At 69.6% G+C, this 23236-nt stretch carries 21 protein-coding genes; 9 read left to right on the forward strand and 12 right to left on the reverse strand.

What is annotated here, in order from left to right:
• The first annotated feature begins 41 nt into the window (after positions 1–41).
• The 3 genes from RS82_RS08325 to RS82_RS08335 all read left to right on the forward strand — a co-directional run bounded on the left by RS82_RS08325 (position 42) and on the right by RS82_RS08335 (position 6198).
• Positions 42–902, forward strand: coding sequence for a hypothetical protein (locus tag RS82_RS08325; protein ID WP_245619551.1), 861 nt, complete (start codon positions 42–44; stop codon positions 900–902).
• Between the two features lies 1 nt (position 903).
• Complete coding sequence (locus RS82_RS08330) at positions 904–2610, forward strand: DNA polymerase Y family protein (protein ID WP_045298212.1); 1707 nt, start codon at positions 904–906, stop codon at positions 2608–2610.
• 108 nt (positions 2611–2718) lie between these two features.
• Positions 2719–6198, forward strand: a complete 3480-nt coding sequence (locus RS82_RS08335) for an error-prone DNA polymerase (protein ID WP_045298214.1) — start codon at positions 2719–2721, stop codon at positions 6196–6198.
• A gap of 54 nt (positions 6199–6252) precedes the next feature.
• Here the strand turns inward: RS82_RS08335 and RS82_RS08340 are convergent, their stop codons facing one another.
• Positions 6253–6576: a hypothetical protein gene (locus RS82_RS08340; RefSeq protein WP_045298216.1), complete on the reverse strand. Its 324-nt coding sequence runs from the start codon at positions 6574–6576 to the stop codon at positions 6253–6255.
• Between the two features lie 126 nt (positions 6577–6702).
• Positions 6703–8436 (reverse strand): L-aspartate oxidase, encoded by a 1734-nt coding sequence (locus tag RS82_RS08345; protein ID WP_211255890.1) that lies wholly within the window; start codon positions 8434–8436, stop codon positions 6703–6705.
• A 71-nt stretch (positions 8437–8507) separates the two neighbouring features.
• On the opposite strand from RS82_RS08345, the gene RS82_RS08350 reads away from it, so the two are divergent.
• Entirely contained in the window at positions 8508–9437 is a 930-nt protein-coding gene (locus RS82_RS08350) for a LysR family transcriptional regulator (protein ID WP_045298218.1), read from the forward strand.
• A gap of 137 nt (positions 9438–9574) precedes the next feature.
• On the opposite strand, the gene RS82_RS08355 is transcribed toward RS82_RS08350, so the two are convergent.
• The 3 genes from RS82_RS08355 to RS82_RS08365 all read right to left on the reverse strand — a co-directional run bounded on the left by RS82_RS08355 (position 9575) and on the right by RS82_RS08365 (position 12438).
• Positions 9575–10150, reverse strand: coding sequence for a hypothetical protein (locus RS82_RS08355; protein WP_245619552.1), 576 nt, complete (start codon positions 10148–10150; stop codon positions 9575–9577).
• A gap of 466 nt (positions 10151–10616) precedes the next feature.
• Positions 10617–10943, reverse strand: coding sequence for a hypothetical protein (locus RS82_RS08360; RefSeq protein ID WP_045298220.1), 327 nt, complete (start codon positions 10941–10943; stop codon positions 10617–10619).
• A 61-nt stretch (positions 10944–11004) separates the two neighbouring features.
• Entirely contained in the window at positions 11005–12438 is a 1434-nt protein-coding gene (locus RS82_RS08365) for an AAA family ATPase (protein ID WP_052676745.1), read from the reverse strand.
• A 219-nt stretch (positions 12439–12657) separates the two neighbouring features.
• Between RS82_RS08365 and RS82_RS08370 the strand changes: the two genes are divergently transcribed.
• Entirely contained in the window at positions 12658–13404 is a 747-nt protein-coding gene (locus RS82_RS08370; RefSeq protein WP_169748683.1) for an EAL domain-containing protein, read from the forward strand.
• Between the two features lie 72 nt (positions 13405–13476).
• Here the strand turns inward: RS82_RS08370 and RS82_RS08375 are convergent, their stop codons facing one another.
• The gene (locus RS82_RS08375) at positions 13477–13707 is read right to left on the reverse strand and encodes a hypothetical protein (RefSeq protein WP_045298224.1); all 231 of its coding nucleotides are present in this window, start codon (positions 13705–13707) and stop codon (positions 13477–13479) included.
• 115 nt (positions 13708–13822) lie between these two features.
• On the opposite strand from RS82_RS08375, the gene RS82_RS08380 reads away from it, so the two are divergent.
• Both RS82_RS08380 and RS82_RS08385 read left to right on the forward strand, forming a co-directional pair.
• Positions 13823–14371, forward strand: a complete 549-nt coding sequence (locus RS82_RS08380; protein ID WP_045298353.1) for a hypothetical protein — start codon at positions 13823–13825, stop codon at positions 14369–14371.
• A gap of 37 nt (positions 14372–14408) precedes the next feature.
• Entirely contained in the window at positions 14409–15410 is a 1002-nt protein-coding gene (locus tag RS82_RS08385; protein WP_045298226.1) for a diacylglycerol/lipid kinase family protein, read from the forward strand.
• A gap of 10 nt (positions 15411–15420) precedes the next feature.
• Here RS82_RS08385 and RS82_RS21505 read toward each other — a convergent pair whose 3' ends face one another.
• Positions 15421–15585, reverse strand: a complete 165-nt coding sequence (locus RS82_RS21505; protein ID WP_045298228.1) for a membrane protein — start codon at positions 15583–15585, stop codon at positions 15421–15423.
• 131 nt (positions 15586–15716) lie between these two features.
• On the opposite strand from RS82_RS21505, the gene RS82_RS08395 reads away from it, so the two are divergent.
• Positions 15717–16415 carry a GAF and ANTAR domain-containing protein gene (locus RS82_RS08395; RefSeq protein ID WP_052676746.1) on the forward strand — a complete coding sequence of 233 codons (699 nt, stop codon included), beginning with the start codon at positions 15717–15719 and terminating at the stop codon, positions 16413–16415.
• Positions 16416–16436: 21 nt separating this feature from the next.
• Complete coding sequence (locus tag RS82_RS08400; RefSeq protein WP_045298230.1) at positions 16437–17150, forward strand: GAF and ANTAR domain-containing protein; 714 nt, start codon at positions 16437–16439, stop codon at positions 17148–17150.
• 24 nt (positions 17151–17174) lie between these two features.
• Here RS82_RS08400 and RS82_RS08405 read toward each other — a convergent pair whose 3' ends face one another.
• From RS82_RS08405 to RS82_RS08425, 5 genes are all read right to left on the reverse strand, one after another.
• A complete protein-coding gene (locus RS82_RS08405) occupies positions 17175–18275 on the reverse strand; it encodes a fatty acid desaturase family protein (protein ID WP_045298232.1) in 1101 nt (366 codons plus the stop codon).
• A 140-nt stretch (positions 18276–18415) separates the two neighbouring features.
• Positions 18416–19825: a glycoside hydrolase family 130 protein gene (locus RS82_RS08410; RefSeq protein ID WP_245619553.1), complete on the reverse strand. Its 1410-nt coding sequence runs from the start codon at positions 19823–19825 to the stop codon at positions 18416–18418.
• A 44-nt stretch (positions 19826–19869) separates the two neighbouring features.
• Positions 19870–20883: a hypothetical protein gene (locus RS82_RS08415; protein ID WP_045298357.1), complete on the reverse strand. Its 1014-nt coding sequence runs from the start codon at positions 20881–20883 to the stop codon at positions 19870–19872.
• Positions 20883–22013, reverse strand: coding sequence for a glycosyltransferase (locus tag RS82_RS08420; RefSeq protein ID WP_052676747.1), 1131 nt, complete (start codon positions 22011–22013; stop codon positions 20883–20885). Before RS82_RS08420 ends, RS82_RS08415 begins: the two co-directional genes overlap by 1 nt.
• 172 nt (positions 22014–22185) lie before the next feature.
• A complete protein-coding gene (locus RS82_RS08425) occupies positions 22186–23178 on the reverse strand; it encodes a glycosyltransferase family 4 protein (protein WP_052676751.1) in 993 nt (330 codons plus the stop codon).
• Positions 23179–23236: the final 58 nt, after the last annotated feature.

The raw sequence follows: 23236 nt of genomic DNA on the forward strand, positions 1-23236 counted from the left end.
CAGCGGTTGAAGGACTAGAACATCTGTTCTAGAATGTGGGAATGAGGGCGATCGTGCAGCTCACGGCACAGCACGTGCACGAGGCCGTCGGCCAGACGCCGACGGGCACCGTCCCCGTTGCCCTCGGTGCGCCGGGGACGCCTCCTCTCGGCCCTGCAGGCATGTCTTCTGAAGGCACGTCTTCTCCAGGCACGTCTTCTCCCAGCACCGTCGCGCAGCTGCGCGCCCAGGTCGAGCGGGTGCAGGGCCGACGACTCGACGCGCCGGTGCTGCCGGTGCATCCCGCGCTCGCCTCGCTGCTTCCCGGAGGCGGTCTTCGCCCGGGTTCCGCTTACTCCCTCCCACGTTCGACGTCGGTGCTGCTGGCGCTTCTGGCACAGCCGTCGCAGTCCGGGTCGTGGTGCGGGGTGATCGGCATGCCGCGGCTCGGCGCCGAGGCAGCCGAGGGGCTGGGGGTCGATCTGTCGCGGCTCGTGCTCATCCCCGACCCGGGTGCGCGCTGGCTCGCGGTGACCTCGACCGTCGCCGAGGTGCTGCCGGTGGTCGCGGTGCGCCCGTCGGGGCGGGCGGCCGACGGCGAGATCGCACGCCTGGCGGCGCGGCTGCGCGACCGTGGTGCGGTGCTGCTCGTGCAGGGGCCGTGGCCGCAGGCCGAGGCCGTGATCGAGGTGGGCGAGCCGGCGTGGGAAGGCGTCGGCCGCGGGCATGGGTACCTCGCCGGCCGGGCGGTGACGCTCATGTCGTCCAGTCGGCGCTGGCCGCGTTCGCGACGGGCGCGCGTGATGCTTCCGGATGCTGAGGGGCATGTCTCCGCCGCGCCCGAGCGCATGCGCCCCGTCGAGGCGCTGCCCTCGGCCGAGTCCGCGGAGAGCTTCCCGCAGCGGATCAGGGCGGTGGGGTGACATGACCCCGGGTGTGCCGATGCGGAGCCTCGTGCTGTGGTTCCCCGACTGGCCTGTCACGGCTCTCGAGCGGGAGGCGGGTGCGGCCGCGGCCGCCGAGGACTCGGTCGGGCCGCGGCCGGGCGCTCGGACGGATGCGGCGCAGGAGAAGCTCGAAGCGAAGCCTCCGGTCGCCGTTGTGGAGCGCAACCTCGTGGTCGCGTGCTCGGCGTCCGCGCGCGCAGAGGGAGTGCGCCGCGGGCAGCGCCGGCGCGATGCCCAGGCTCGGTGCCCCGGGCTGACGCTGGTCAACGCGGACGCCGCCCGTGATCACCGCGCATTCGCCCCGGTCGTGTCGCTGATCGAAGAGAGGGCGCCCGGCGTGCAGCTGGTGCGTCCGGGGCTGTGCGCGCTGCGCGCGCGTGGTCCGGCGCGGTACTACGGCGGCGAGGTCGAGGCCGCCCGCATGCTGATCGACACCCTCCACGGGGCAGGGCTCGGCGGGGTGCGGGTGGGCATCGCCGACGGGCCGTTCACTGCGGAGCAGGCGGCGCGCGGCGGCACGAGCGCCGCCGATCCGGTCTTCGTCGTGCCCACCGGTGGTGCGGCAGGCTTCCTCGCCCCGCTGCCGGTCTCGGTGCTCGACGCCTCCGCGCTGCTCGGCACCGGCGCGGCGGGGGCGCAGGAGGCGACGGACCTCGTCGGCCTGCTCGCCCGGCTGGGCGTGCAGACCCTCGGCGGGTTCGCCGAGATGCCGACCGATCGCGTGCGCGAGCGGTTCGGCGAGCGGGGCGTCCGGCTTCACGCGCTCGCCGCAGGGCGAGACTCGCGACCGGTGCAGCCGCGCACGCCGCCGCCCGAGCTGCAGCGGGAGATCGCGTTCGAGCCGCCCCTCGAGATCGCCGATCAGGTGGCGTTCGCCATGCGCGTCACCGCCGACGACTTCGTCGCGGGTCTCGGCGCCGTCGACCTCGTCTGCACCGAGCTGCGGGTCGAACTCGTCGGAGACCGGGGGGAGCGCAGCGAGAGGGTGTGGTTGCATCCCGGCTCGTTCGACGCCGCGGCGGTCGTCGACCGCGTGCGGTGGCAGCTCGCGGAGGACGTCGGGGCGGGAGACACGGCCGGAGGCGGGCTGCGCAGCGGGGTGACGCTCGTGCGGATCTCGCCGGAAGCGGTGGATGCAGCATCCCATCATGCTCCGGCGCTGTTCGGCGGCGGACCCGAGGAGCGGGTGCACCACGCGCTGTCGCGCGTGCAGGCGATGCTCGGGCACCGTGGCGTGCTGACCCCCGCGATCGGCGGCGGGAGGTGGCTGGCCGAGCGCCAGGTGCTCGTGCCCTGGGGAGACAAGGACGAACGCGACCGGAAGGCGGCCGGCGCCGGCGGCCTCGCAGCGCAGCGCGCGCGACCCTGGCCGGGGAGCCTGCCAGATCCGCTGCCGACGACGGTGTTCGCCGACCCGGTGCCGGTCGACGTGCGGGCGCTCGGCGGCGAGCTGGTCGACGTCGACGAGCGGGGGAACGTCTCGGCCGTGCCCGCGCTCTTCATCGAGAGCGGCCGCCGTCGCGCGATCGAGGCGTGGGCGGGGCCGTGGCCGGTGGTGGAGCGCGGATGGGATGCCGCCCGCTCGCGCCGCGCGCACCGGTTCCAGGTCGTCGACGCCGACGGGTCCGCGTGGCTGCTGGTGTGCGACGGCGACGCCTGGACGGCGGAGGCCACTTATGACTGACACTTCCCGTCGGTCGTCGAGCGTGCCAGGAACACGGTCGTTGCGCGAGCTTGCGAGTCGAAACGCAGAGACGAGAGGCCCCGAGCCCACGAGGAACAGGGGTCGCTGATGGGCTTCAACAACCCCGGTGTGCCGTGGTCCGAGATGGAGCGCGTGCTGAGCGGCCGCCGCAGGCCCGATGCGCCGCCGGTGGGCGCGGACGGCGGCGACAGCCCTGCGTGGTCGCACAAGCGAGGGCCGTATGTCGCACCCGAGATCGAGCGCCCGGCCGATGCGATCCCGTACGCCGAGCTGCACGCCCACTCGTCGTACTCGTTCCTCGACGGGGCTTCCTCACCCGAGGAGCTCGCCGAGGAGGCGGAGCGTCTGGGGCTGCATGCTCTCGCGGTCACCGATCACGACGGGTTCTACGGCATCGTCCGGTTCGCGGAGGCCGCGGAGTCGCTGCAACTCAAGACCGTGTTCGGCGCCGAGCTGTCGCTCGAGCTGCCGAAGCCGCAGAACGGCGAGGCGGATCCGGTCGGCGCACACCTGCTGGTACTCGCCCGCGGCGAGGAGGGGTACCACCGGCTGGCGGGTGCGATCACGCACGCGCAGCTGCAGGGGGCGGAGAAGGGCAGGCCGGTCTACGACCTCGAGGAGCTCGCCGCACAGGCGGCGGGGGAGTGGGCGGTGCTCACCGGGTGCCGAAAGGGGGCGGTGCGCCGCGCACTCGCTGAGAGCCCCGACGCGGCAGCCGGCGAACTCGATCGCCTCGTGACGCTGTTCGGGAAGGACAACGTGCATGTCGAGCTCATCGACCACGGCAATCCGCTCGACACCCGCGACAACGACGTGCTCGTGGGGCTCGCGCGGGAGCGGGGCCTCCCGCTCCTCGCGACCAACAACGTCCATTACGCCGTGCCGAAGCGGCAGCTGCTCGCCGCGGCGGTCGCCGCCGTGCGTGCGAACCGCGGTCTCGACGAGCTCGACGGATGGCTGCCCGCGCACGCCGGTGCCCATCTGCGGTCGGGGGCCGAGATGGCGGAGCGCTTCGTGCGGTTCCCGGATGCCGTCGCCCGGACCGTGACGCTCGCCGACGAGCTCGCCTTCCCGCTGCGCAAGGCCAAGCCCGCGCTCCCGAAGCAGAGGGTGCCCGAAGGGCACACGCCGATGTCGTGGCTGCGGCACCTGGTGTGGGAGGCGGTGCCGCGCAAATACCCCGACCTGACGGAGGAGAACCGGGCGCGCATCGAGAAGGAGCTCGGGGTCATCGAGGTGAAGGACTTCCCGGGCTACTTCCTGATCGTTCACGGCATCGTGCAGTTCGCTCGGAGCCAGGGCATCCTCTGTCAGGGGCGCGGGTCCGCCGCCAACAGCGCCATCTGCTACCTGCTCGACATCACCGCCGTCGACGCGATCGCGTACGACCTGCCGTTCGAGCGGTTCCTGTCGAGCCTGCGTGAGGAAGAGCCCGACATCGACGTCGACTTCGACTCCGACCGTCGTGAAGAGGTCATCCAGTGGGTATACCGGGAGTACGGGCGCGACCGCGCGGCGCAGGTCGCGAACGTCATCCAGTACCGCCCCAAGAACGCCGTGCGCGATATGGCCAAGGCGCTGGGGCATTCGCCGGGGCAGCAGGACGCCTGGTCGAAGCAGATCGAGGGCTGGGGGGCCCTCCTCGAGACCGGCGCCGGCCACGACATCCCCGATCAGGTGCTGGAGTTCGCGTCAGAGCTGCTCAAGGCGCCGCGGCATCTCGGCATCCACTCCGGCGGCATGGTGCTCACCGACCGCCCGGTGGGTGAGGTCGTGCCGATCGAGCACGCGCGCATGGAGAACCGCACGGTGATCCAGTGGGACAAGGACGACGCCGCCTGGATGGGTCTCGTGAAGTTCGACCTGCTGGGCCTCGGGATGCTGGCCGCCCTGCAGTACTGCTTCGACATGATCCGCGCCTCGACGGGGGAGGACTGGGAGCTGTCGACGATCCCGAAGGAGGAGAAGGCTGTCTACGACATGCTGTGCCGCGCCGACTCGATCGGGGTGTTCCAGGTGGAGTCGCGCGCCCAGATGGGGCTTCTCCCGCGCCTGCAGCCGCGCCGGTTCTACGACCTCGTGATCGAGATCGCGCTCATCCGCCCCGGCCCCATCCAGGGCGGGGCGGTGCATCCCTTCGTCAAGCGCAAGCTCGGACAGGAGAAGGTGACCTATCCCCACCCCAAGCTCGTGTCGGTGCTCGAGCGCACGATGGGGATCCCGGTGTTCCAGGAACAGCTCATGCAGATGGGCATGGCAGTCGGCGGGCTCACCGGCGAGGACGCCGACCTGCTGCGCCGCGCCATGGGCTCCAAACGCGGGATCGAGCGCATCGACTCGCTGAAGAAGAAGCTGTACGCCGGCATGGCCGAGAACGACCTCGTGGGCGAGGAGGCCGACGCGATCTACGCCAAGATCCAGGCATTCGCGAACTTCGGCTTCGCGGAATCGCACTCCCTGTCGTTCGCGCTGCTCGTATACGCCAGCTCCTGGATCAAGCTGCACTATCCGGCGGCGTTCCTCGCGGGGCTGCTGCGGGCGCAGCCGATGGGCTTCTACTCTCCGGCGACCCTCGTGGGCGACGCGCGCCACCACGGTGTCGAGGTGCGCCGTCCCGACCTGCATCTCTCGGGCAGCGAGGCGGTGCTCGAACCCTCCTCCCGGGCGTCGAGCGAGGGTGGAACGCGGTCCTTGAGCGAGCTTGCGAGTCGAAACGCAGAGACGAAGCGCCCCGAGCCCGGCGAAGACATCTCATCGAGACCGACCGGCCTCGACTCGTGCGTCGAGCGGAAGCAGCCGCCGGTCGGGCTCTTCGACCTCGACGCGCCCGACGAGTCCGCCGCGCACCGCCGCGACGGGAGGTTCGCGGTGCGGCTGGGCCTGGCCGGAGTGAAGGGGATCGGGGCGACGGTCGCGCAGCGCATCGTCACCGCGCGCGAAACGGGCGGGCTGTTCCGCGACCTCCGCGATCTCGTGCGGCGCACCAGCATCACCGCGGTGCAGGTCGAGGCGCTCGCCACGGCGGGGGCGTTCGAATGCCTCGGTCTCAGCCGGCGCGAGGCGATCTGGCTCGCCGGTTCTGCGGCGCAGGACCGCCCCGAGTTCCTGCCGGACTCGCTCATCGCGGTGCAGCCGCCGCTGTTCGCCGATCCCACCAGCTACGAGCGCCTGGCCGCCGACCTGTGGGCGACGGGCATCTCGACCGACGACCACCCGATCACCCACTACCGCTCCGGGCTCGATGCGCGGGGCGTCCTGACCTCCCGCGGGCTGCGCAGTCACGAGGTCGGCCGCCGCGTCGAGGTCGCCGGGCTCGTGACTCACCGGCAACGGCCGGCGACAGCATCCGGAATCACGTTCCTGAATCTCGAGGACGAGCACGGACTCGTCAACATCGTGTGTTCCCTCGGCGTCTGGAATCGCTACCGCCGCATCGTTCGCGATTCCCCGGCGCTCATCGCGCGTGGCATTCTCGAGCGCTCGGCCGAGGGCGTGACGAACCTCATCGCGGACGCGTTCGAAGACCTCCGTGTCGGCGTGCAGCACCGCGCGAGGGACTTCCGCTGACGGATGCCGCCACGCCGGCACTCTCGTTCGGCAGCGGGTTATCGAGTCGGTTGGTCAGATCTCGTCGTCCCAGTCGTCGTGCGAAGCGGGGAGGTCGATCACCGCGACCGGGCGCAAGCGTCGTTGGATCGATTTCAAGCGGGCGACCGCGGCCTCGTCGACGAGTTCGTCGTCGCTGTCGGCATCGTGTGCGACCATCTGGCTCGCCGGACCGATGAGCACCGTCACCTCGCCCACGGATCCGTCAGGCTCCCTGGTCGGAACCGTCACCGCCTCCGCCTCACCGGCCTCGGCCAGCGCCTGGCCGCAGCCCAGCAGCGCGGCTGCGATGTCGTTCCCCGTCACGAATTCGCTTCCCGCGTAGGTCACCCTCTTCACGAGGCCTTTCTACCTGGTGCACCCGCGTTCGCTCTCGGGGGTTGCAGCCTGCGGCCGAACGGGGTAGACCCCGGACCCCGCCCACCCGGCGGGTCCGGGGTCACCCGGGGGCATCGCGTCGGCGGCCTACTCGACGAGCTTCCCGGCGACCGACACCTCGCGCATCAGCGCGGCGATCTCGGCGGGAATGGGCGGGATCGGCTCTCGCACGACTCCGGTGGAGAAAGACCACACCAGGTTGACCTGCAGCTCGGGATCGATGTCGGGGTAGTCGCTGCGGTTGTGGCAGCCGCGTGTCTCGCGCCTCTCCAGCGCGGCTTCGAGGGTCGCGCGGGCGGCGAGTGCCGCCGACTTCAGGTCGAACGCGTGCGCGAGGTCGTGGTAGCCCGCGATGTCGGGGTGCACCCCGATGTCGGCCATCCGCGCCTCGATCGCGTCGAGCTCGGCGAGGCCGGTGAGCAGCCCCTGTTCGTCGCGCACCACTCCGGCGTGCTCGGTCATGGTGTCGCGGATCGCCCGCTGGAGTGCCCGGACGTTCTCGGTTCCGGATGCGGCGAGCAGATCGTCGATCTCGGCGCGAGCGGTCGCGACGGCCGCGGCCGAGCGCTTCTGGGCGGGCAGCGCCGCGGAGTACGTGGCGGCCGCCTGTCCGACGATGCGACCGAACACCAGGAGTTCGATCAGCGAGTTGCCGCCGAGGCGGTTGGCGCCGTGGAGTCCCGAGGACGCCTCGCCGATCGCGTAGAGGCCCGGGACATCGGTGGAGTGGTCCGACGAGCGCACCCACACACCGCCCATCGAATAGTGCGCCGTCGGCGCGATCTCGATCGGCTCCTTGGTGATGTCGAGCATCTGCAGCTCGAGCATCGTCTGATACACGCGGGGAAGGCGGGTCATGATCGTCTCTCGCGGGAGGTGGGAGACATCCAGCCAGACGCCGCCGTTCGGCGTGCCACGGCCCTCCTTGATCTCGGTGTAGCAGGCCAGGGCGACGCGGTCGCGCGTGGACAGCTCGAGTCGCTCGGGGTCGTACTTGTGCATGAACCGCTCGCCGAGCCCGTTGCGCAGGATGCCGCCCTCGCCGCGCGCCGCCTCGGAGATGAGGGTCCCGGCAGCGTTCTCAGGCTCGATGATCCCGCTGGGGTGGAACTGCACGAGCTCGGGGTCCCGAAGGCGGCCGCCCGCCTCCACCGCGAGGCGGAACGAATCACCGGTGTTCTCGTCGCGCCGCGAAGACGTGCGTCGCCAGATGCGGTTGTGGCCGCCCGCGGCGAGGATCACCGCGTCGGCGTGGATCAGATAGCGCGTGCCGTCCTCGAGATCGAACCCGTACGCGCCGAAGACCGCGCCGTCGTCGTTCACGAGGATGCGCGTCACGTACACGGTGTCGAGGATGGGCACCTGCAGCTGCATGGCGCGGTTGATCAGCGTGCGCTGGATCTCGAGCCCCGTGTAGTCGCCGGCGAACGCGGTGCGACGGTACGTGTGCGCACCGAAGAAGCGCTGCGAGATGCGGCCATCGCCCTCCCGGGCGAACGGCATCCCGTAGCGCTCGAGGTCTTCGATCCCGCGGGCGGCGCCCGACGTGACGATCTCGACGGTGTGCGGGTTGGCAAGGAGGTAGCTCTCCTTCAGCGTGTCGGCGGCGTGTTGCTGCCAGCTGTCGTCGGCATCCATGGTGCCGAGGGCGGCGTTGATGCCGCCGGCGGCGAGGGAGGTGTGGGCGTCGGACTTCGGTCGCTTGCCCAGGGCGAGGACGTCGACGCCGGCCTCGGCGAGTTCGATGGCCGCGCGAAGACCGGAACCGCCGGTGCCGATCACGAGGACGGTGGTGGAAAGCTGGCGTTCTGCAGGGATCACGTCAGACACGCTAGGCAGTTCCGTTCCATTACTCCAATGCATATTCATGGTCGAATTCATAGCGATACGCTATGGATGTGAATCTCGAGCAGCTCCGCGCCTTCGTCGCCGTCGCTCAGCTGGGCAATTTCACCCGTGCGGCCGATCAGCTCCGCCTCGCGCAGCCGTCGCTCAGCCGCCAGATCTCGACGCTCGAGCAGAGCCTGGGCGCCGAGCTGTTGCACCGGGCACGAACGGGCAGCACGCTGACCGCCGCGGGGGAGTCGCTGCTTCCCCTCGCGCGGCGGATGCTGGCGGACGCGGCATCCGTCCGCCGTGAACTCGACGAACTGGCCGGCCTCCAGCGCGGGCGTGTGCGCCTGGGCGCGACCCCGACCCTGTGCATCAGCCTCGTCGCCGAGGTGCTGAGCGCCTTCCACGCCGCGCATCCGGGGATCGAACTGCACATCACCGAGAGCGGTTCGCGCGGACTGCTGGATCACCTGGCCGGCGGCGAGCTGGATCTCGCATTGATCACGACGTCGGGTGCGGCGTCCGCGGAGCGGTTCAGCGTCGCGCCCCTCCTCGTCGAGGAGCTGGTGGTCATCTCTTCGGCCGGTGCCCCACCGCTCACGGCGCGAGAGAGCATCGGCCTCGGTGAGGTGGCGGGTCTGCCGCAGGTGGCGTTCAGCTCGACGTACGATCTTCGCGCGACGACCGACGCGGCGTTCGCGGCCGCGGGCCTGTCGCCGAGCACCGTGATCGAGGGTGCGGAGATGGACGCGGTGCTGCGTTTCGTCGAGAGGGGGATCGGCGTCGCGATCGTGCCCGCGATGGTGCTCATCGAGCGCTCAGGGCTGCGCTCGGTGCGCCTTTCCGATCCGACGCTGACGCGCACCATCAGCATCGCCCGCGTCGCCGACATCTCGGCGACGGCGGCCGTCGAGGTGATGCAGCAGACGATCGTCCGCACCGCTGCCGCGCTCGCCGCGGGACCGCAGGCAACGATGCGGCTCGCCTAGCCGAAGGACGAGACCGGATCGGTCCCCGCTCTCCCTCCACGCGCCGCCGTCGCGCCGCTGCGCCGCCGGAGCCTCGGGGGCGGGGTGCCAGCTGCGCCCGCGGCATCCGTGAGCCGGATGACGCGACCGCCGATGCGTCAGGATGTGGGGGAGCCGTCGGGGTGGATGCAACCCGGCGGCTCAGAGTTGCCGCTGAGCGTGAAGTCCTCGCACGTGAGGAACCGGCTCTGGTTGAGACCCAGGACCAAGGACGCGACGGCGATGGCGGCGACGATGGCGAAGATGCCGAGTCGCACCCGCGGCGAATAGTCGGCGATCACGTCGGGCCACACGGTGCGCACGACCACCCACAGTGTGAACGGGATCCCGACGAGTCCGACCACGACCGCGAGAACATCGAACAGGTTGCCCCAGAGATCGTCCGCGGCGGGGGCGCTCGTGAAGGACAACACGAGCCACAGCGAAGGGATGACGAGCGCGATGGCACGGCCCACCTTCACCCGTGGCCGCGCCGGCTGGAACAGCACCACGACGAAGCCGGCCGTCGCGACCACCCACACCGTCAGAAGCTGGTCGAAGAAAGGGGTGTGCCACGCCCCGAGCGTGAATGCCGGCCACCAGATCGCGCCGCTCATTCCGATGAGGACGATGCCGATGCCGCGATAGCGGGAGGGCGTCTTCGAGGCGCCGTCGGGCGCGGGTGTCGCTGTCATCCCGGTCCTCTCCGGCGTGGTCCGTGTGACGTGCACAGTATTGCATTCGAGTGGAACGGCGGCAGATCGCGGGCGTGAACTCGTGTGGCGAAATGGCGTCGCCCCATGCTGTTCCGCGCGGCGTGTACGCGATATGGTGAGGCGACGGGCAGCTCGCCGTGATCCTGGGAACCGATCACGGCGCGGGCGCCCGGACTGGGGATCTCTGGGGCCTGGGCCGCTGATTTCCCCTTGCGCTCCCCCCGCGCAAGGACGGTCCCTCGGACGTTGCAAGCTGAAGCCTGTAGCGTCCGAGGGACCTCAGCCTGCCGCGCGCGCGTCGCGCGCCCCTGGGGGGAGGGCTCGGCACTGGGGATGCCTATGCGACACGGTCGAAAGGTGCGGAACCCGGCCTGCAGCCACCCTAGCGCGCCACCTCGGGCGCTCCCCTGGCCACACGCAGGAGACTGAACGATGCGTGCGAGCCTCAGCGGAATTCGCCGTCGGCGGACTCGATGATCTGCCGCATCACGTCGATCGAGATCTGCTCACTCTCGCCGTCGACCCACTCGTGGACGCTGAAGGGTATTCCCCGGCTGTCGAGGTAGTCGGCGGTCTTCTCGAGCCGAGGAACGACCTGGATGTGGTCGTTGCCGAACAGCCCCGCCGTGTAGATGGGCTCGCCGTCGCGGATCGCACGTCGCAGCTCGACGGTGGAGCGTCCTGTGATGCGGTACAGCGACTTCAGCACCTCACTGCCGAAATCGGGGGTTCCGTCGATGGTGAGCGAGAGGGCGTTCTCCGGCGTGGTCACTCGTCCATCACAGCACGTCGATTCGCGATCGCGGTGCGTCGGTCGCTGCGACCGATGGCTACTACGAACCCGCGAACCAGCCGAAGCTCGCCGTCTGGTGGTCGTGGGGTGGAGGGGGCGATGACCCGTCCGTCGCGGAGCCGAGCATCGTGCGGGTGAGCTGCGCGCGCGAATCCATCAGGCGCGCGAGTTCGGCGACAAGATCGTCGTCGTGGGGGTCGCGCTCTTCCTGGGCCGCGCGGAGAACGGTGCGCCGCATCAGCTCCTTCGCGAACGAGCCGGTGGTGCCTTCGGCTCGCTCGGCCGCGCCGGTCAGGGCTGCGTCGCTGTAAGGCAGGTTGTGGGCGTAGCGGCGGAACAGCCGGCGTCGCTCAGGAAGGGCCGGCAGCGGCACCTCGACCGCGAGGTCGACACGTCCGGGGCGCTCGGCGAGTGCGCGTTCGAGCACTTCGACGCGGTTCGTGGTCATGATGAACGACACATCGGCGTCGCCGTCGAGACCGTCCAGTGCGTCGAGCACCTCGAACAGCAGGGGCTGGGGAGACCCGTGTCGTTCCATCGCGACGAGATCGATGTCTTCGAGGACGACGATCGCGGGCTGGAACGTGCGGGCGATCTCTGCCGCGGCGCTGACGAACCGGATGCTGGACCCGGTCAGCACCACAGCCGTCGTCTCAGGTGTCGCGCTGAGCAAGTGGCGCACGGTCAGCGTCTTGCCGGTTCCCGGCGGTCCGTAGAGCAGGACGCCGCGCTTCAGATGCTGGCCCGCACCTCGCAGCGCGTCACGGTGCGTGCCGATCGTCACGACGTGCTGGATGATCTCTTGGAGCACGCCCTCGGGAAGCACGATGTCTTCCGCCGCGACGGACGGACGCGCCACGAAAGTGGCGCCGGCCTCACGCCCGTACTCGGTGTGCTGGAACGACAGCACCTGGCCCCGGAGCACGCTGAGCTCCACCATCCTCCGTCGGAGCGCGTCGAGGAATCGGGTGACCAGGGCGGCGTCGGCGGCCATGACCTCCACGAGGGCGGTCTGCCGGCCGTACTGGGGCGCCGCCGCGCGCTGAGCCAGCGCGACCGGGGCGCCCTCGAAGTGCAGAAGGCGGACTCCGAGTGAGACGACGCGCCTGCTCGAGTCCGGGCCAGCCGCACGCTCGGCGTAGTCGACAGGTCCGACGTCGTACCGGACGTGACCGTTGCTGACGAACTCGGACAGTCCCTGGTGGTGGCGTTGATCACCTCCGGTGACGCCGACGAGACGTCCAGCGCCTTCTGCGGACAACGCTTCCAGAGCGATGTCGGCGTCGACCAGGCGGTGATCCGAGATCTGCTCCTGCACCACGGAGACGCGCTCGGCATCCGTCGCAAGGTGCTCGCTGATGAGGTCGCCGAGCGGAGTCCGAGCGAGAACCGTCTCGCGCGCGGCCAGCTCGTTGACACGGTGAAGGTAGTCGGACACGGCTCGCATCAGGTCGCGGTCATCCTCGTGCAGCATGTCACCGAACCTCTCATGAACCGGCGACAGCGCACCACTTCCCGATCATGCTTTCGCGGCCCGCGCCGGCGGTCGTGGACGGCGGCCCCCGCCTGCGTCGGAGCCCTTGACGGGGTACCCGAGACGTCGGCCGGCGTCAAGACGCCGTTTCGAAGCACGCGCGGTGCAAGAATTGCCGACGGGGAGCAGGGGTACCGGCCAGCACTGAAGCGAGAAGCCGTGGCTGTGAGAAGTGAGATATCGAGGGCGCTGACCCATGCGCTCGAGCGCTCGGAGATCACCGCGTGGTTCCAGCCGCAGATCGACCTCCTGAGCAATCGGGTGGTCGCCGTCGAGGCGCTCTGCCGGTGGAATCACGCGGAGTGGGGGCTGGTGGGACCCAACGAGTTCATCCCGGTCGCCGAAGAGGACGGGATGATCGCGGAGATCGGCCGGTACATGGCCACGCGAGCGATGGCCGTGATGACCAAGTGGGGCATCGACGTCTCGGTCAACGTGTCACCCGCACAGCTGCAGGATTCCGCGTTCACGACGTGGCTGGGGCAGCTCGTCGAGAGAATCAGCCGACCCGCCCGGAGGCTCACGCTCGAGATCACCGAGGGCCGTCACATCGGCAACGTGTCGTCGGTCGTCGCCCGGCTCGATCGACTGCGAGCGCTGGGGCTGGGCATCGCGATCGATGATTACGGCGCCGGGCAGGCGTCTCTCACCCAGCTGAAGCGGCTTCACGCAACGGAACTCAAAATCGACCGCGCTCTCGTGATAGATGACTCCCCGTCGGCCGAACGCACGATGGGTGCCGCGATCGCGATCGCCCACGAGGCAGGTGTCCGCGTCGTCGCCGAGGGCATCGAGACGCCGGAGCAGCTCGAGAAGGTCAAGACGATGGGATGCGACCGCGGCCAGGGCTACCTGTTCGCGCGCCCCATGCCGCAGGCCCAGATGACAGCGCTCTTGGCGGGGTAGTCGGTTTCGGAGCGCGTCACGGATGCCTCGAGCGGCACGCGGCGGACGTCGTGACCGCGGGCCTGGGGAGGATCAGCGCGGCAGCTGGTCGCCCTGGCCGCCGGGAGGTTGCGACGGGATGTCGTTCGGTTTCGCGTTTCGCGCCCGCTCCTGATCGTCGGTGCGGGTGCGGGTGCGGGGGCGGTTCGCGTCGAAGGGTGCGTAGGCGCGCCAGTGCATGCTGGCGGCTTTCGCCCACTTCTTGTCCCGTGCAGCGCGCTGCTGGTCGGGGGTCGGATCGTTGGGAGGGTGATGTCTGTCCATCTTCGGACCTTACGCGTCACAGATGTGTGCCCTCCCAGGTGCACGGCGACCACGTGACGGTCGTTCGTCGGGTGGAACCTGAGAGCCGCACATGTACGGCGCGTATCGTTCGATCATGGAGACACAGACACGAACGAGCGGCGCCGATGTCGCTGCGCTGGGCCTGGGATCAGTGCTGGTGGGTTCGTTGCCTGCCGCGCTGCTGACAGACCACGCCCCGGAGCGTTACACAGTGGAGGCGGTATTCACCCGTCGCCCTGAACGAGACGAGGTGACGGAGATCCTGGGGAGCGAGACTCGGGATCGACTCGCGAGGGCGGGCTACCCGACGGTCGAGGTGACGGTCTCGGACCGTCGACTGGAAATCGCGAACACGAACCTGGAAGAGCTCAGGGACGGGCTTGCAGAGGTGCTGGCGAATCGACTGGCAGAGATCACTGCTGGTGTTCGAGCTCGACAGGATGCCGCAGCCGTGAAGTTCCACGATGCAGCGGAGAGCGAGCAGGCCCGAGCGGCCGCCGTGGCAGCCCTCGCGGAATCCATCGCATTCCACGTCTCGGCGTCGGCGGAGTCGTCCGGAGCCGAGCACGATCAGGCGGCCGGCGCCGCGAAGGATCGAGAGCGGATCGACAGTTGGCGGACCGAGGGCGGGCACGGCCGCTGAGCACGACCGGCGGCCGGATGCAGGCCCGGGCCGGCAGATGAGCGGATCGGAGCGGACGAGCGAAGGGCAACCGCACGCGGCCGTCGTCTACAACCCGACGAAGGCGCCGCTCGAACGCATCCGCACGGCGGTTGCCGAGCATGAGCGTCGCCTGCAGTGGCGGCCGACGCGGTGGTACCAGACCGCGAGCGATGATGCCGGCCGCGCTGCCGCGGGGCAGGCTGCCGCGGGCGGCCCGGCGGTCGTGATCGTCGCCGGCGGAGACGGCACGGTCCGAGCCGTGGCCGAGGTCATGCGCGGCACCGGTATTCCGGTCGCGCTGGTCCCCTCCGGCACGGGGAACCTTCTGGCCCGCGACCTCGGCACACCCCTCAACGACATCACCGCCAGCGTCTCGGTGGCCTTCACGGGCGTCGATCGCGCGGTCGATGTCGGTGTCGCGGAGGTCGAGGACGAGGATGGCGTCCGACGCGTCCACGTGTTCATGGTGATGGCGGGGATCGGCCTCGACGCCCAGATGGCGAAGGACACCAGCGCGATCGCGAAGAAGCGGCTCGGATGGTTTGCGTACGTCACGCCGATCGCGCGGTCGATCGTCGCGAATCGGCTCTTCCACCTGACGTACCGCATCGATGGCGGACGCAGCAGGTCCACCCGCGCGCACACGGTCATCGTGGGCAACTGCGGAACCCTCACAGGGAACATGCTGCTGATCCCTGCCGCGGTCATCGACGACGGTCTCCTGGACGTCGTCATCATGCGCCCGGCGGGCCTGTTCGGCTGGGCTCAGATCGGAACGAGGCTCACGCTGCAGAGCGCGGCTCGTCGCTCCCGTTTCACCCGGCGATGGCTCTCGCGGTCGCCTGACCTTCATGCGCTCGGGTACGTCCAGGGCGAGCAGTTCGAGGCGCGCTTCGACACGCCTCACGCCGTAGAACTGGACGGCGACCCTTTCGGGCACGTCATCCGCGCCCGCATCAGTGTCGGGCCCGGCGCGTTGCACGTCCGCGTCGTCGCCCCGTTGTCGCCCGCGTCGTGATCCTGCTCGACTACTGCTTGAGGCGCCGGGCGCGCTGGCGGATGATTCCGAAGATGATGGTGCCGACGAAGAGCACGATCCCGATGATGCCCAGCCACATCAGGCCGTCGAAGACGAACCCGACGATCGACAGCACCACCCAGGCCACCAGCAGGATGAGAAGGACTGTCCACATATCCCTCACCGTACGCTCGTCGCGCGACGGAAGACAGAGCACCGCCTGCACGCCGACGGCGCGTGTACGCTCGTATGAAGGGCACCGAGACCCCGCGCCTGGTCATTCTGAGATGAACGGTGGCGCAAGCGATGTCCACGACACCCGACGATCAGCCGGGCGATGCCTTCGCGATCGCCGCGGCCGCGCTCACCGCCGGCGACGACGACCTGTGCTCGCCGTTGCGAGCCGCTGTCTCGATGTCCGGCGCGGTGGTGTCCACGCTCGGCTCGCCGATGGGCTCCGAAACGGTGTGTGCCAGCACGAAGCTCGGCGCGCGGATCGACGAGATCCAGATCGACCTCGGCGAGGGGCCGTCCTGGGAAGCCCTGCGCACCAGGCTGCCCGTCGCCGCGTCCGACCTCCAGGTCGACGGCGGGGCGCTATGGCCCGGCACTTGGGCCGCCCTGCGAGAGCTCGACGTGGGGGCGCTTTTCGCCTTCCCCCTGTTCGTCAGCACGCTCGGGATCGGCTCCATCGCCCTCTATTCGATGAACGCCCGCGAGTTGTCCGACGCCGACATCGACCGGATGAGCCGCCTGGCGGCCATCGTCTCCGGCACTCTGCTCAGGAGGGCGCTGAGCCGTATCGACACGCCGAACGACGGCGCGGAGGACGAGCCGTACTCCCGTCGTGAGGTGCACCAGGCGACCGGAATGGTGGCAGCGAGGAACAGGATCGGCGTGGACGACGCCCTCCTGCTCCTGCGCGGCCACGCGTACGCCGTGGGGCGTCCGGTGCGCGATGTCGCGACGGATGTCATCGCACGGCGACTCGACCTGAGCCTGTGATCCAAGGCTTAGGATGACGGCATGACGGCGCTCACCCGCGAGCATCAGCTGCTGGGGACCTTCGTCACCCTGGCGGACTCCCTGGTCGACGATTTCGACGTCGTCGATGTGCTCCAGCGACTCGTCGACGACTGCATCTCGCTCTTCGACGCGTCGGCTGCCGGCATCCTGCTGCTGAGCCCGTCGAACCGGCTCGAGGTGATCGCCTCCACCAGTGAGCGAAGCGAACTCGTCGAGCTGATGCAGTTGCGCGTCGGTGCGGGCCCGTGCGTCGAGGCGGCGACAGCGGGTGAGGTCGTCTCTGTCTACGACATCGACCAGATCGCCCATCGTTGGCCCGCGTTCGCCGCCGATGCGCGCGCCTCCGGGTTCTCGTCGATCCATGCGATTCCGCTGCGGCTGCGCGACTCGACACTGGGATCGCTGAACCTCTTCCGCGATGAGGCCGGGGCGCTGAACCCGGCCGATGCCGCCGCCGCGCAGGCACTGGCCGATATCGCCACGATCAGCATTCTGCAGCAGCGGTTGGTCGAGGAGTCCGAGCTCGCACAGGCTCAGCTTCAGCGCGCGCTGGACAGTCGCGTGGTGATCGAGCAGGCCAAGGGATACCTCGCTCAGATGCTGGACATCGACATGGATGAGGCGTTCGCGCGCATCCGGCGCCACGCCCGATCCACCCAGACGCGCATCGGCGTCGTCGCGCGCGATGTCGTCGCCGGACGCCTGTCGCTCTGATCCCCCCGTTCGGGGCGGGCGGGGCTAGACGGCTTGCCGCTGCAGGAGCAACGGGCACTCGAAGGGATCCCGCTCGCCGAGTCCGACCTTGTTGATGTAGCGGACGACGATTCCGTAGGACTGCCAGAGGCCTGTCTCGGTGTACGGCACGCCGTGTTCCACGCAGAATGCCCGGATCATTCGCGACGCATGGCGCAGGTGCGGTCGAGGCATCGACGGGAACAGGTGATGCTCGATCTGGTAGTTGAGTCCTCCCATGGCCGTGTCGAGCAGCCTGCTGCCACGGATGTCGCGGCTCATCAGCACCTGGCGATGGAGGAAGTCGACCTTGACGTCGGCTGGGACGAGCGGCATCCCCTTGTGATTCGGGGCGAACGCCATCCCCATGTAGACGCCGAACAGGCCGAGCTGGACGCCGAGGAAGGCGAATGCGATCCCCGGGGACAGCACGAGGAAGACGAGAACGACGAACCCGATGATCCGCACCGCGAGGAAGGCGATCTCGATCGGACGGTGTCTGAGCTGCTCGCGCGCGAACACGCGCCGCACGCTCGATGCGTGCAACGAGAGGCCTTCGAGCAAGAGGATCGGGAAGAACAGCACTCCCTGATGCGCGATCAGCCAGCGCAGCGGCCCGCTTCGACTCGCGCGCCGACGGTCCGCCTGCTCCGGGGTGAACGCGATGACCGGCAGTTCGATATCGGGGTCGCTGCCGATCTTGTTGGGGTTGGCATGATGACGCGTGTGCTTGTGCTGCCACCAGCCGTAGCTCATGCCCACGAGAAGGTTTCCCAGGACGAGACTGGTCCAGTCGTTCCACCGGCCCGACCGGAAGATCTGTCGATGCGCGGCGTCATGTCCGAGCATCGCGACCTGTGTGAGCAGGACGGCGAGGACGGCGCCGGTGACCAGCTGCCACCAGGTGTCGCCGAGGAGCACGAACACGACGAGCGCGCTGGCGACGGCGATCGGCGCCGCGATGAGCTTGGTCCAGTAGTAGCCGTAGCGGCGCCGCATGAGGCCGCTCCCGGTCACCATCTTCGACAACTCGGTGTAGAGATTCGGCGCCTTCGGCGTCGTGGATCGCACGCTTGAGGCGATCGACCCGGGAGTGTTGATGGCCATCTTGTGCTCCTGTCAGACGAAGCGCACGGCGTGCGCCAATGACAGGGTCCGGGCCATCTGATCTCAGGTTACGCCCGTTGTCGGCTGTGCGTGTCTGCATGCAGGAAACACGGAGGCTGTCTCCTCAACTCGCCGTCAGGTTACGGAACCAGGTGCGCCAGAAGCTCGTCGACTTCTATCGAGCACACGCCGATGCGTGCGTCCCCGATGCCGATCGGGACCCAGAGCACGTCGTCCACGATGAGCCCGCCGCACGAGTACACGACGTTCGGCACATAGCCGTCGCGTCGGTCGCCGACCGGCTGCAGGATCGGAGTCGTCGTCCGGCCGAGGACGATCGTCGGGTCGTCGAGGTCGAGGAGCAGCGCACCGAGAGAGTATCTGCGCATCGGGCCGACGCCGTGAACGAGCACGATCCAGCCGTGCGGCGTCTCGAGCGGCGGGCCGCAGTTGCCGGTCTGGACGATCTCCCAGGGCTCCGCCGGGGCGTGGACGATCCCGACCTGGTTCCAGATCACGCCATCGTGGGACTCCGCCAGCGAGATGTTCTCGCCTCCGGTGCGGCTCAGCGCGAGATACCTGCCGTCCACGGGCCGAGGGAAGAGCGCCATCCCCTTGTCCTGAGCGGCATCGCCGGTCAGCCGATGGATGTCGAACTCGCGCAGGTCCGAGGTGGTGATCAGACGTGGTGCGATGTTGCGACCGTCGTACGCGGTGTAGGTCCCGCGGTAGTGGGTGGTACCGGCGAGGTCGGTGAATCGTACGAATCGCGCGTCCTCCATTCCGTGCCGCTCCTCCACCGCCACCGGGGTCAGCACACGCTGACTGAGGGAGGTCTCGGGGGAGAACACGGCGCGGTAGACGGAGCTCGCCAGCTCGCGCAGCGCCTCGATGTGCCGGGCGCTGTCCGCGCGCCGTGAGAGCGCGCGGGGCAGGCCGCTGACGGAGGTCTCGACGTCCGACGCGGTGAACCTGTCGGGAAGTCCCTGCAGCACGCTGTGCGAGATCTCATTGACGAGCCCCACTTCTTCGACCGCGGCGCGGAAGTGGACGATGCTCCAGTCCCCTTCGTCGATCCGCGCTCGCCACAGCGGACGCGTGCGTTCCACGAAGGTCCACCGCCGGCCGGGACCGATGATCGCCTCGGCGAACTCGATGCAGGAGCGGTGACCTTCCCCGATGGAGCGGAGAGCGACTGCGACACGTCGCTGCCCGGGCGCCAGTCCGGTCTGGTCGGGATGCTCGACCGCGCTGGGGTTGCACAGGGCTGCACCTTCGACGGCGTACTCCGCCGTGAAACTCGCGCCCAGCACCAGACGACGCGCGACGCTGATGTCGACCGGATCGGCCAGGCGAGAGCTCACGACGTCGGCGTTCTCCAGGAACAGCGCGCCGACATCGGGATGCCGCGAACTGAAGTCGCGGGTCAGCTCGGCCGCGAGCGCATCGGTCTGATCGGCGGGCATCGCCATGACGCGCGCGATGATCTCGCCTGCGCGCGAATGCTCGGCGGACCATTCTTCGCCCGGCAGGAACAACTGGGCGATCACGCGGTCCGGCTGCGCCCTCAGTTCCGCCGTGTGGACGCGCGCCGTCATGGCGCGGCCGGCACACGGTGTCGGAGCGCCTGCTGGTAGGTGCTCAGGGCGGCCAAGGTCGATTCGGCGCCGCGGTTCTCGTTTCTGCCGTCACGTTCGAGCCCGTCGAAGCCCGCGCCGGTCTGGTCGTCGAACATGACGGTCCCGCTGTCGTTGAGGCCGGTGAACCAACGCCAGGCGAGCGCGATCGGGGGGAGCCACACCGGGTCGCCCGTGACGGCGTGTGCCGTGGCACATGCGTCCGCGAGTGCAGCGAGCTCCAGAGGCTGCTGATCGAACGACGGCCCCTCCTCGCCGGGTCCGCGCCCTGCCGTCCCGGTCACGGAGAATCGCTCGTCCGATGTCTCCACGGAGAGCAGGAAGTCGAGCATCCGCAGACCCTGGGCCGTGGCATCCGCATCATCGACAGCACTCCCCGCGGCGATCAGCGCTTCTGCGATGGAGGCGTTCCCGTAGGAGAGGCGGCGCTCCGGCCACAGCCAGGTCGGATCCGGCAGCGCAGGCATCGCCGCGATGAATTCCCGGAGCAGCGTTCGGGCGATGTGGTCGTCCGCACGCACGCGCACGATCTCAGCCGCACCGAGCGCCGCAAACGCGAGAGTCCGCAGACTCGTCGACCGCTCGCGCGCGGCGATCCGGAAGGTTCGCAGCGCGCGAGCGCGGGTCCATGGGTCGCCCCGCTGCGCGGCGATGGTGCCGAGTGCCCACAGCAGCCGTCCCCACCAGTCGCCCATTGCCGGGTCGTCGGACCATACGCCGTCGGCGCTCATCCGATTGTGCGCGAGCCCGTCTGCGCGCACCGCCGACTCCAGGAAGCGCAGATAGATCGCAGCCAGCTTCCGCAGCTCGACGGTCTGCTGCCGCTCACGCGCGACCACGATCAGGGCGCGCGCCACGTCGTCGGTGCAGTATCCGTGTTCGCGGCGTGGCGTGGCGAGTCGAGCGTGCTCGAAGATGCCGTTGTGATCGGTCAGCGCGCGCAGGTGCTCGTATGGCGGAGAGGGATCCATCACGCCGCCCTGCCGGCGGCGAGCCTCGCCGTGACCGCGCGGTAGCGGTCGGCGACCGCGGACCACGTCGTCTCGTTCGTCTCGCGGAGCGCGGCTTCGCGCATGCGATCGGCGACGGACGGGCCGGTGATGATCTCGCGCAGCGCATGCGCCGTGGCGTCAGGGTTCTGGTGCGGGACGACGATCCCGGCTCCGCTCGACAGCAGCTCCACCGCGTGGGGGAAGGCCGTGGCGACGACGGGGACGCCGGCCGCCACCGCCTCGGCGAGGACGCCGGAGGTCGCCTGGTCGACGGAGTCGTATGGCAGGAGCACGACGTCCGCCGACGCGATGAGTGCGGCGAGCTGCGGCGCTTCGAGGTAGCGGCCGTCCATGCGAACGGATGACCCGACGCCGAGGTCGCCTGCGAGACCGGCGAGCATGGTGCGGTAGCTCTCACCCGCATGCGCGAGCACCTTGGGGTGCGTCTGACCGGCGACGACGTACTCGACGTTCGGCGTGATGTCCGTGAGCTGCGCCATGGCGCGGATTCCCCATTCGATGCCCTTGCCCGGCGAGAGGAGGCCCCACGTGACGACCCGGCGGCCGCTGTGCGGATTCGAATCGCGAAGAGCCACATGCTGCACGCCGTGCGGGATGACGCGAACGCCGGCGAGATCGACGCCGTAGACCGCGGCGAGATTGTCGCGGGCATGAGTCGTCATCACGACGACCGCGGACGCGAGCCGGCACACCTCGGTGAGCACATGTCGCTGGTGCGGCGTGGGTGCCACGAGCACGGTGTGGAGCACGACGATTGCCGGGATCCTCAGCGCGGCGAGCACGTCGAGAACCTGATCCCCGTCGCGTCCGCCGTAGATCCCGTATTCGTGCTGCACGATCGCGACGTCGCACGAGTTGAGCGCCATGGTCGCGCGCAACGTGCTGAGACTGTCGCCGGCGATCAGGTCGGTGCGCACGCGAGACCGTGCACGGGGATCAGGCCGACCGCGATCCTCGGGCTGATCGAGCACCCGTACGACGGTGCCCTCGTCGTCGTGGCGGACGAGCGCATCGGAGAGCGACGCGGTGAATGTGGCCAACCCGCAGCGGGTCGGCGGAAAGGTGCTGAGGAATCCGTAGTGGGTCACGGCGACGCTCTCTATCGTGCCCGTGCGGACTCGCTCCGGGCTATGGCGAGACGTCTGCCGGCGGCATCCCTCGTGGAACCGCGCCTTCATCGCCGTGGTCCGGTCCACGTCCGGGTGCGAGCCGGACGCTGTGGTTGCACGCTACACGTCCGACCTGGACGTCGTCCCAGGATCAGCGCGCGAGCACGGTCTCGTACACGCTCAGGTACTGGTCGACCATCCGCTCCACGCCGAATCGCGCAACGGCGCGATCGTGGACGCGACGCCGGTTCAGCGCCACGACGGCCGGGAGCGCCGAGATCGCCTCGTCGATCGAGGCCACGGTGCTGCCGGTCACGCCCTCGTCGATGACCGCCGCCATCGACCCCCGGCGGAACGCGAGAGCCGGTGTGCCGCACATCATCGATTCGACCACCGCGAGCCCGAATGGCTCGTCGAAGTCGATCGGGTGCAGCAGCGCGACGGCGTGGCCGAGGACACGAGCGCGTTCCTCTGCACCTACGGCGCCGAGGAACACGACGCCCTCCCCGTCGATGTGTGGCTCCACCTCGGCGTGGAAATAGTCGGCGTCCTGGACGAGACCGCAGATCACCAGTCGGCGGCCTGCCCGGCGTGCGATCTCGATCGCCGCCGCGGTGCCCTTGTCGGGATGGATGCGCCCGAACGACACCAGGTAGTCGTCCGGCTCTGCCACATACGGGAGTTCTGCGGGGTCGATCCCGTGGTGGATCGTCGCGAGGTACTCAAGGCTGGGGGAGCGGTCGGCGTCGGAGATGGAGACGAACGCCGATGCCGAGGCGAGGTACGCGGGCAGGATAGCCGGACCCGAGAAGCCGTGGACGGTCGTGACCATCGGTGTGCGCCATTGGGCGGTGAAGGCAAGCGGGAGCCAGTCCAGCTGATTGTGCACGAGATCGTATTCGCCCGCCCGTTCGAGTGCGTGCGCGACGTGAAGCGCCTCCCACACGCGGCCGTCCATCGTCGGGTCTTCCGCATAGCCGTGCGGTGCGACGGCATCCAGTTCGGCGCCGGTGATCGAGTCGCCGGTCGCGAACAGCGTCACATCCAGTCCGCGGCGCACCAGTCCCTCGGTCAGCAGACTGGTCACGCGCTCCCACGGTCCATAGCTGATCGGTGGCGTCCGCCAGGCGATGGGACCGAGCATCGCGATCTTCACCCGAGCGCTCGCCGGTTGGCCGGGGGCGCCGGAACGTCACTCTGGT

Source organism: Microbacterium trichothecenolyticum (assembly GCF_000956465.1).
GTDB classification, from domain to species: Bacteria; Actinomycetota; Actinomycetes; order Actinomycetales; family Microbacteriaceae; genus Microbacterium; species Microbacterium trichothecenolyticum.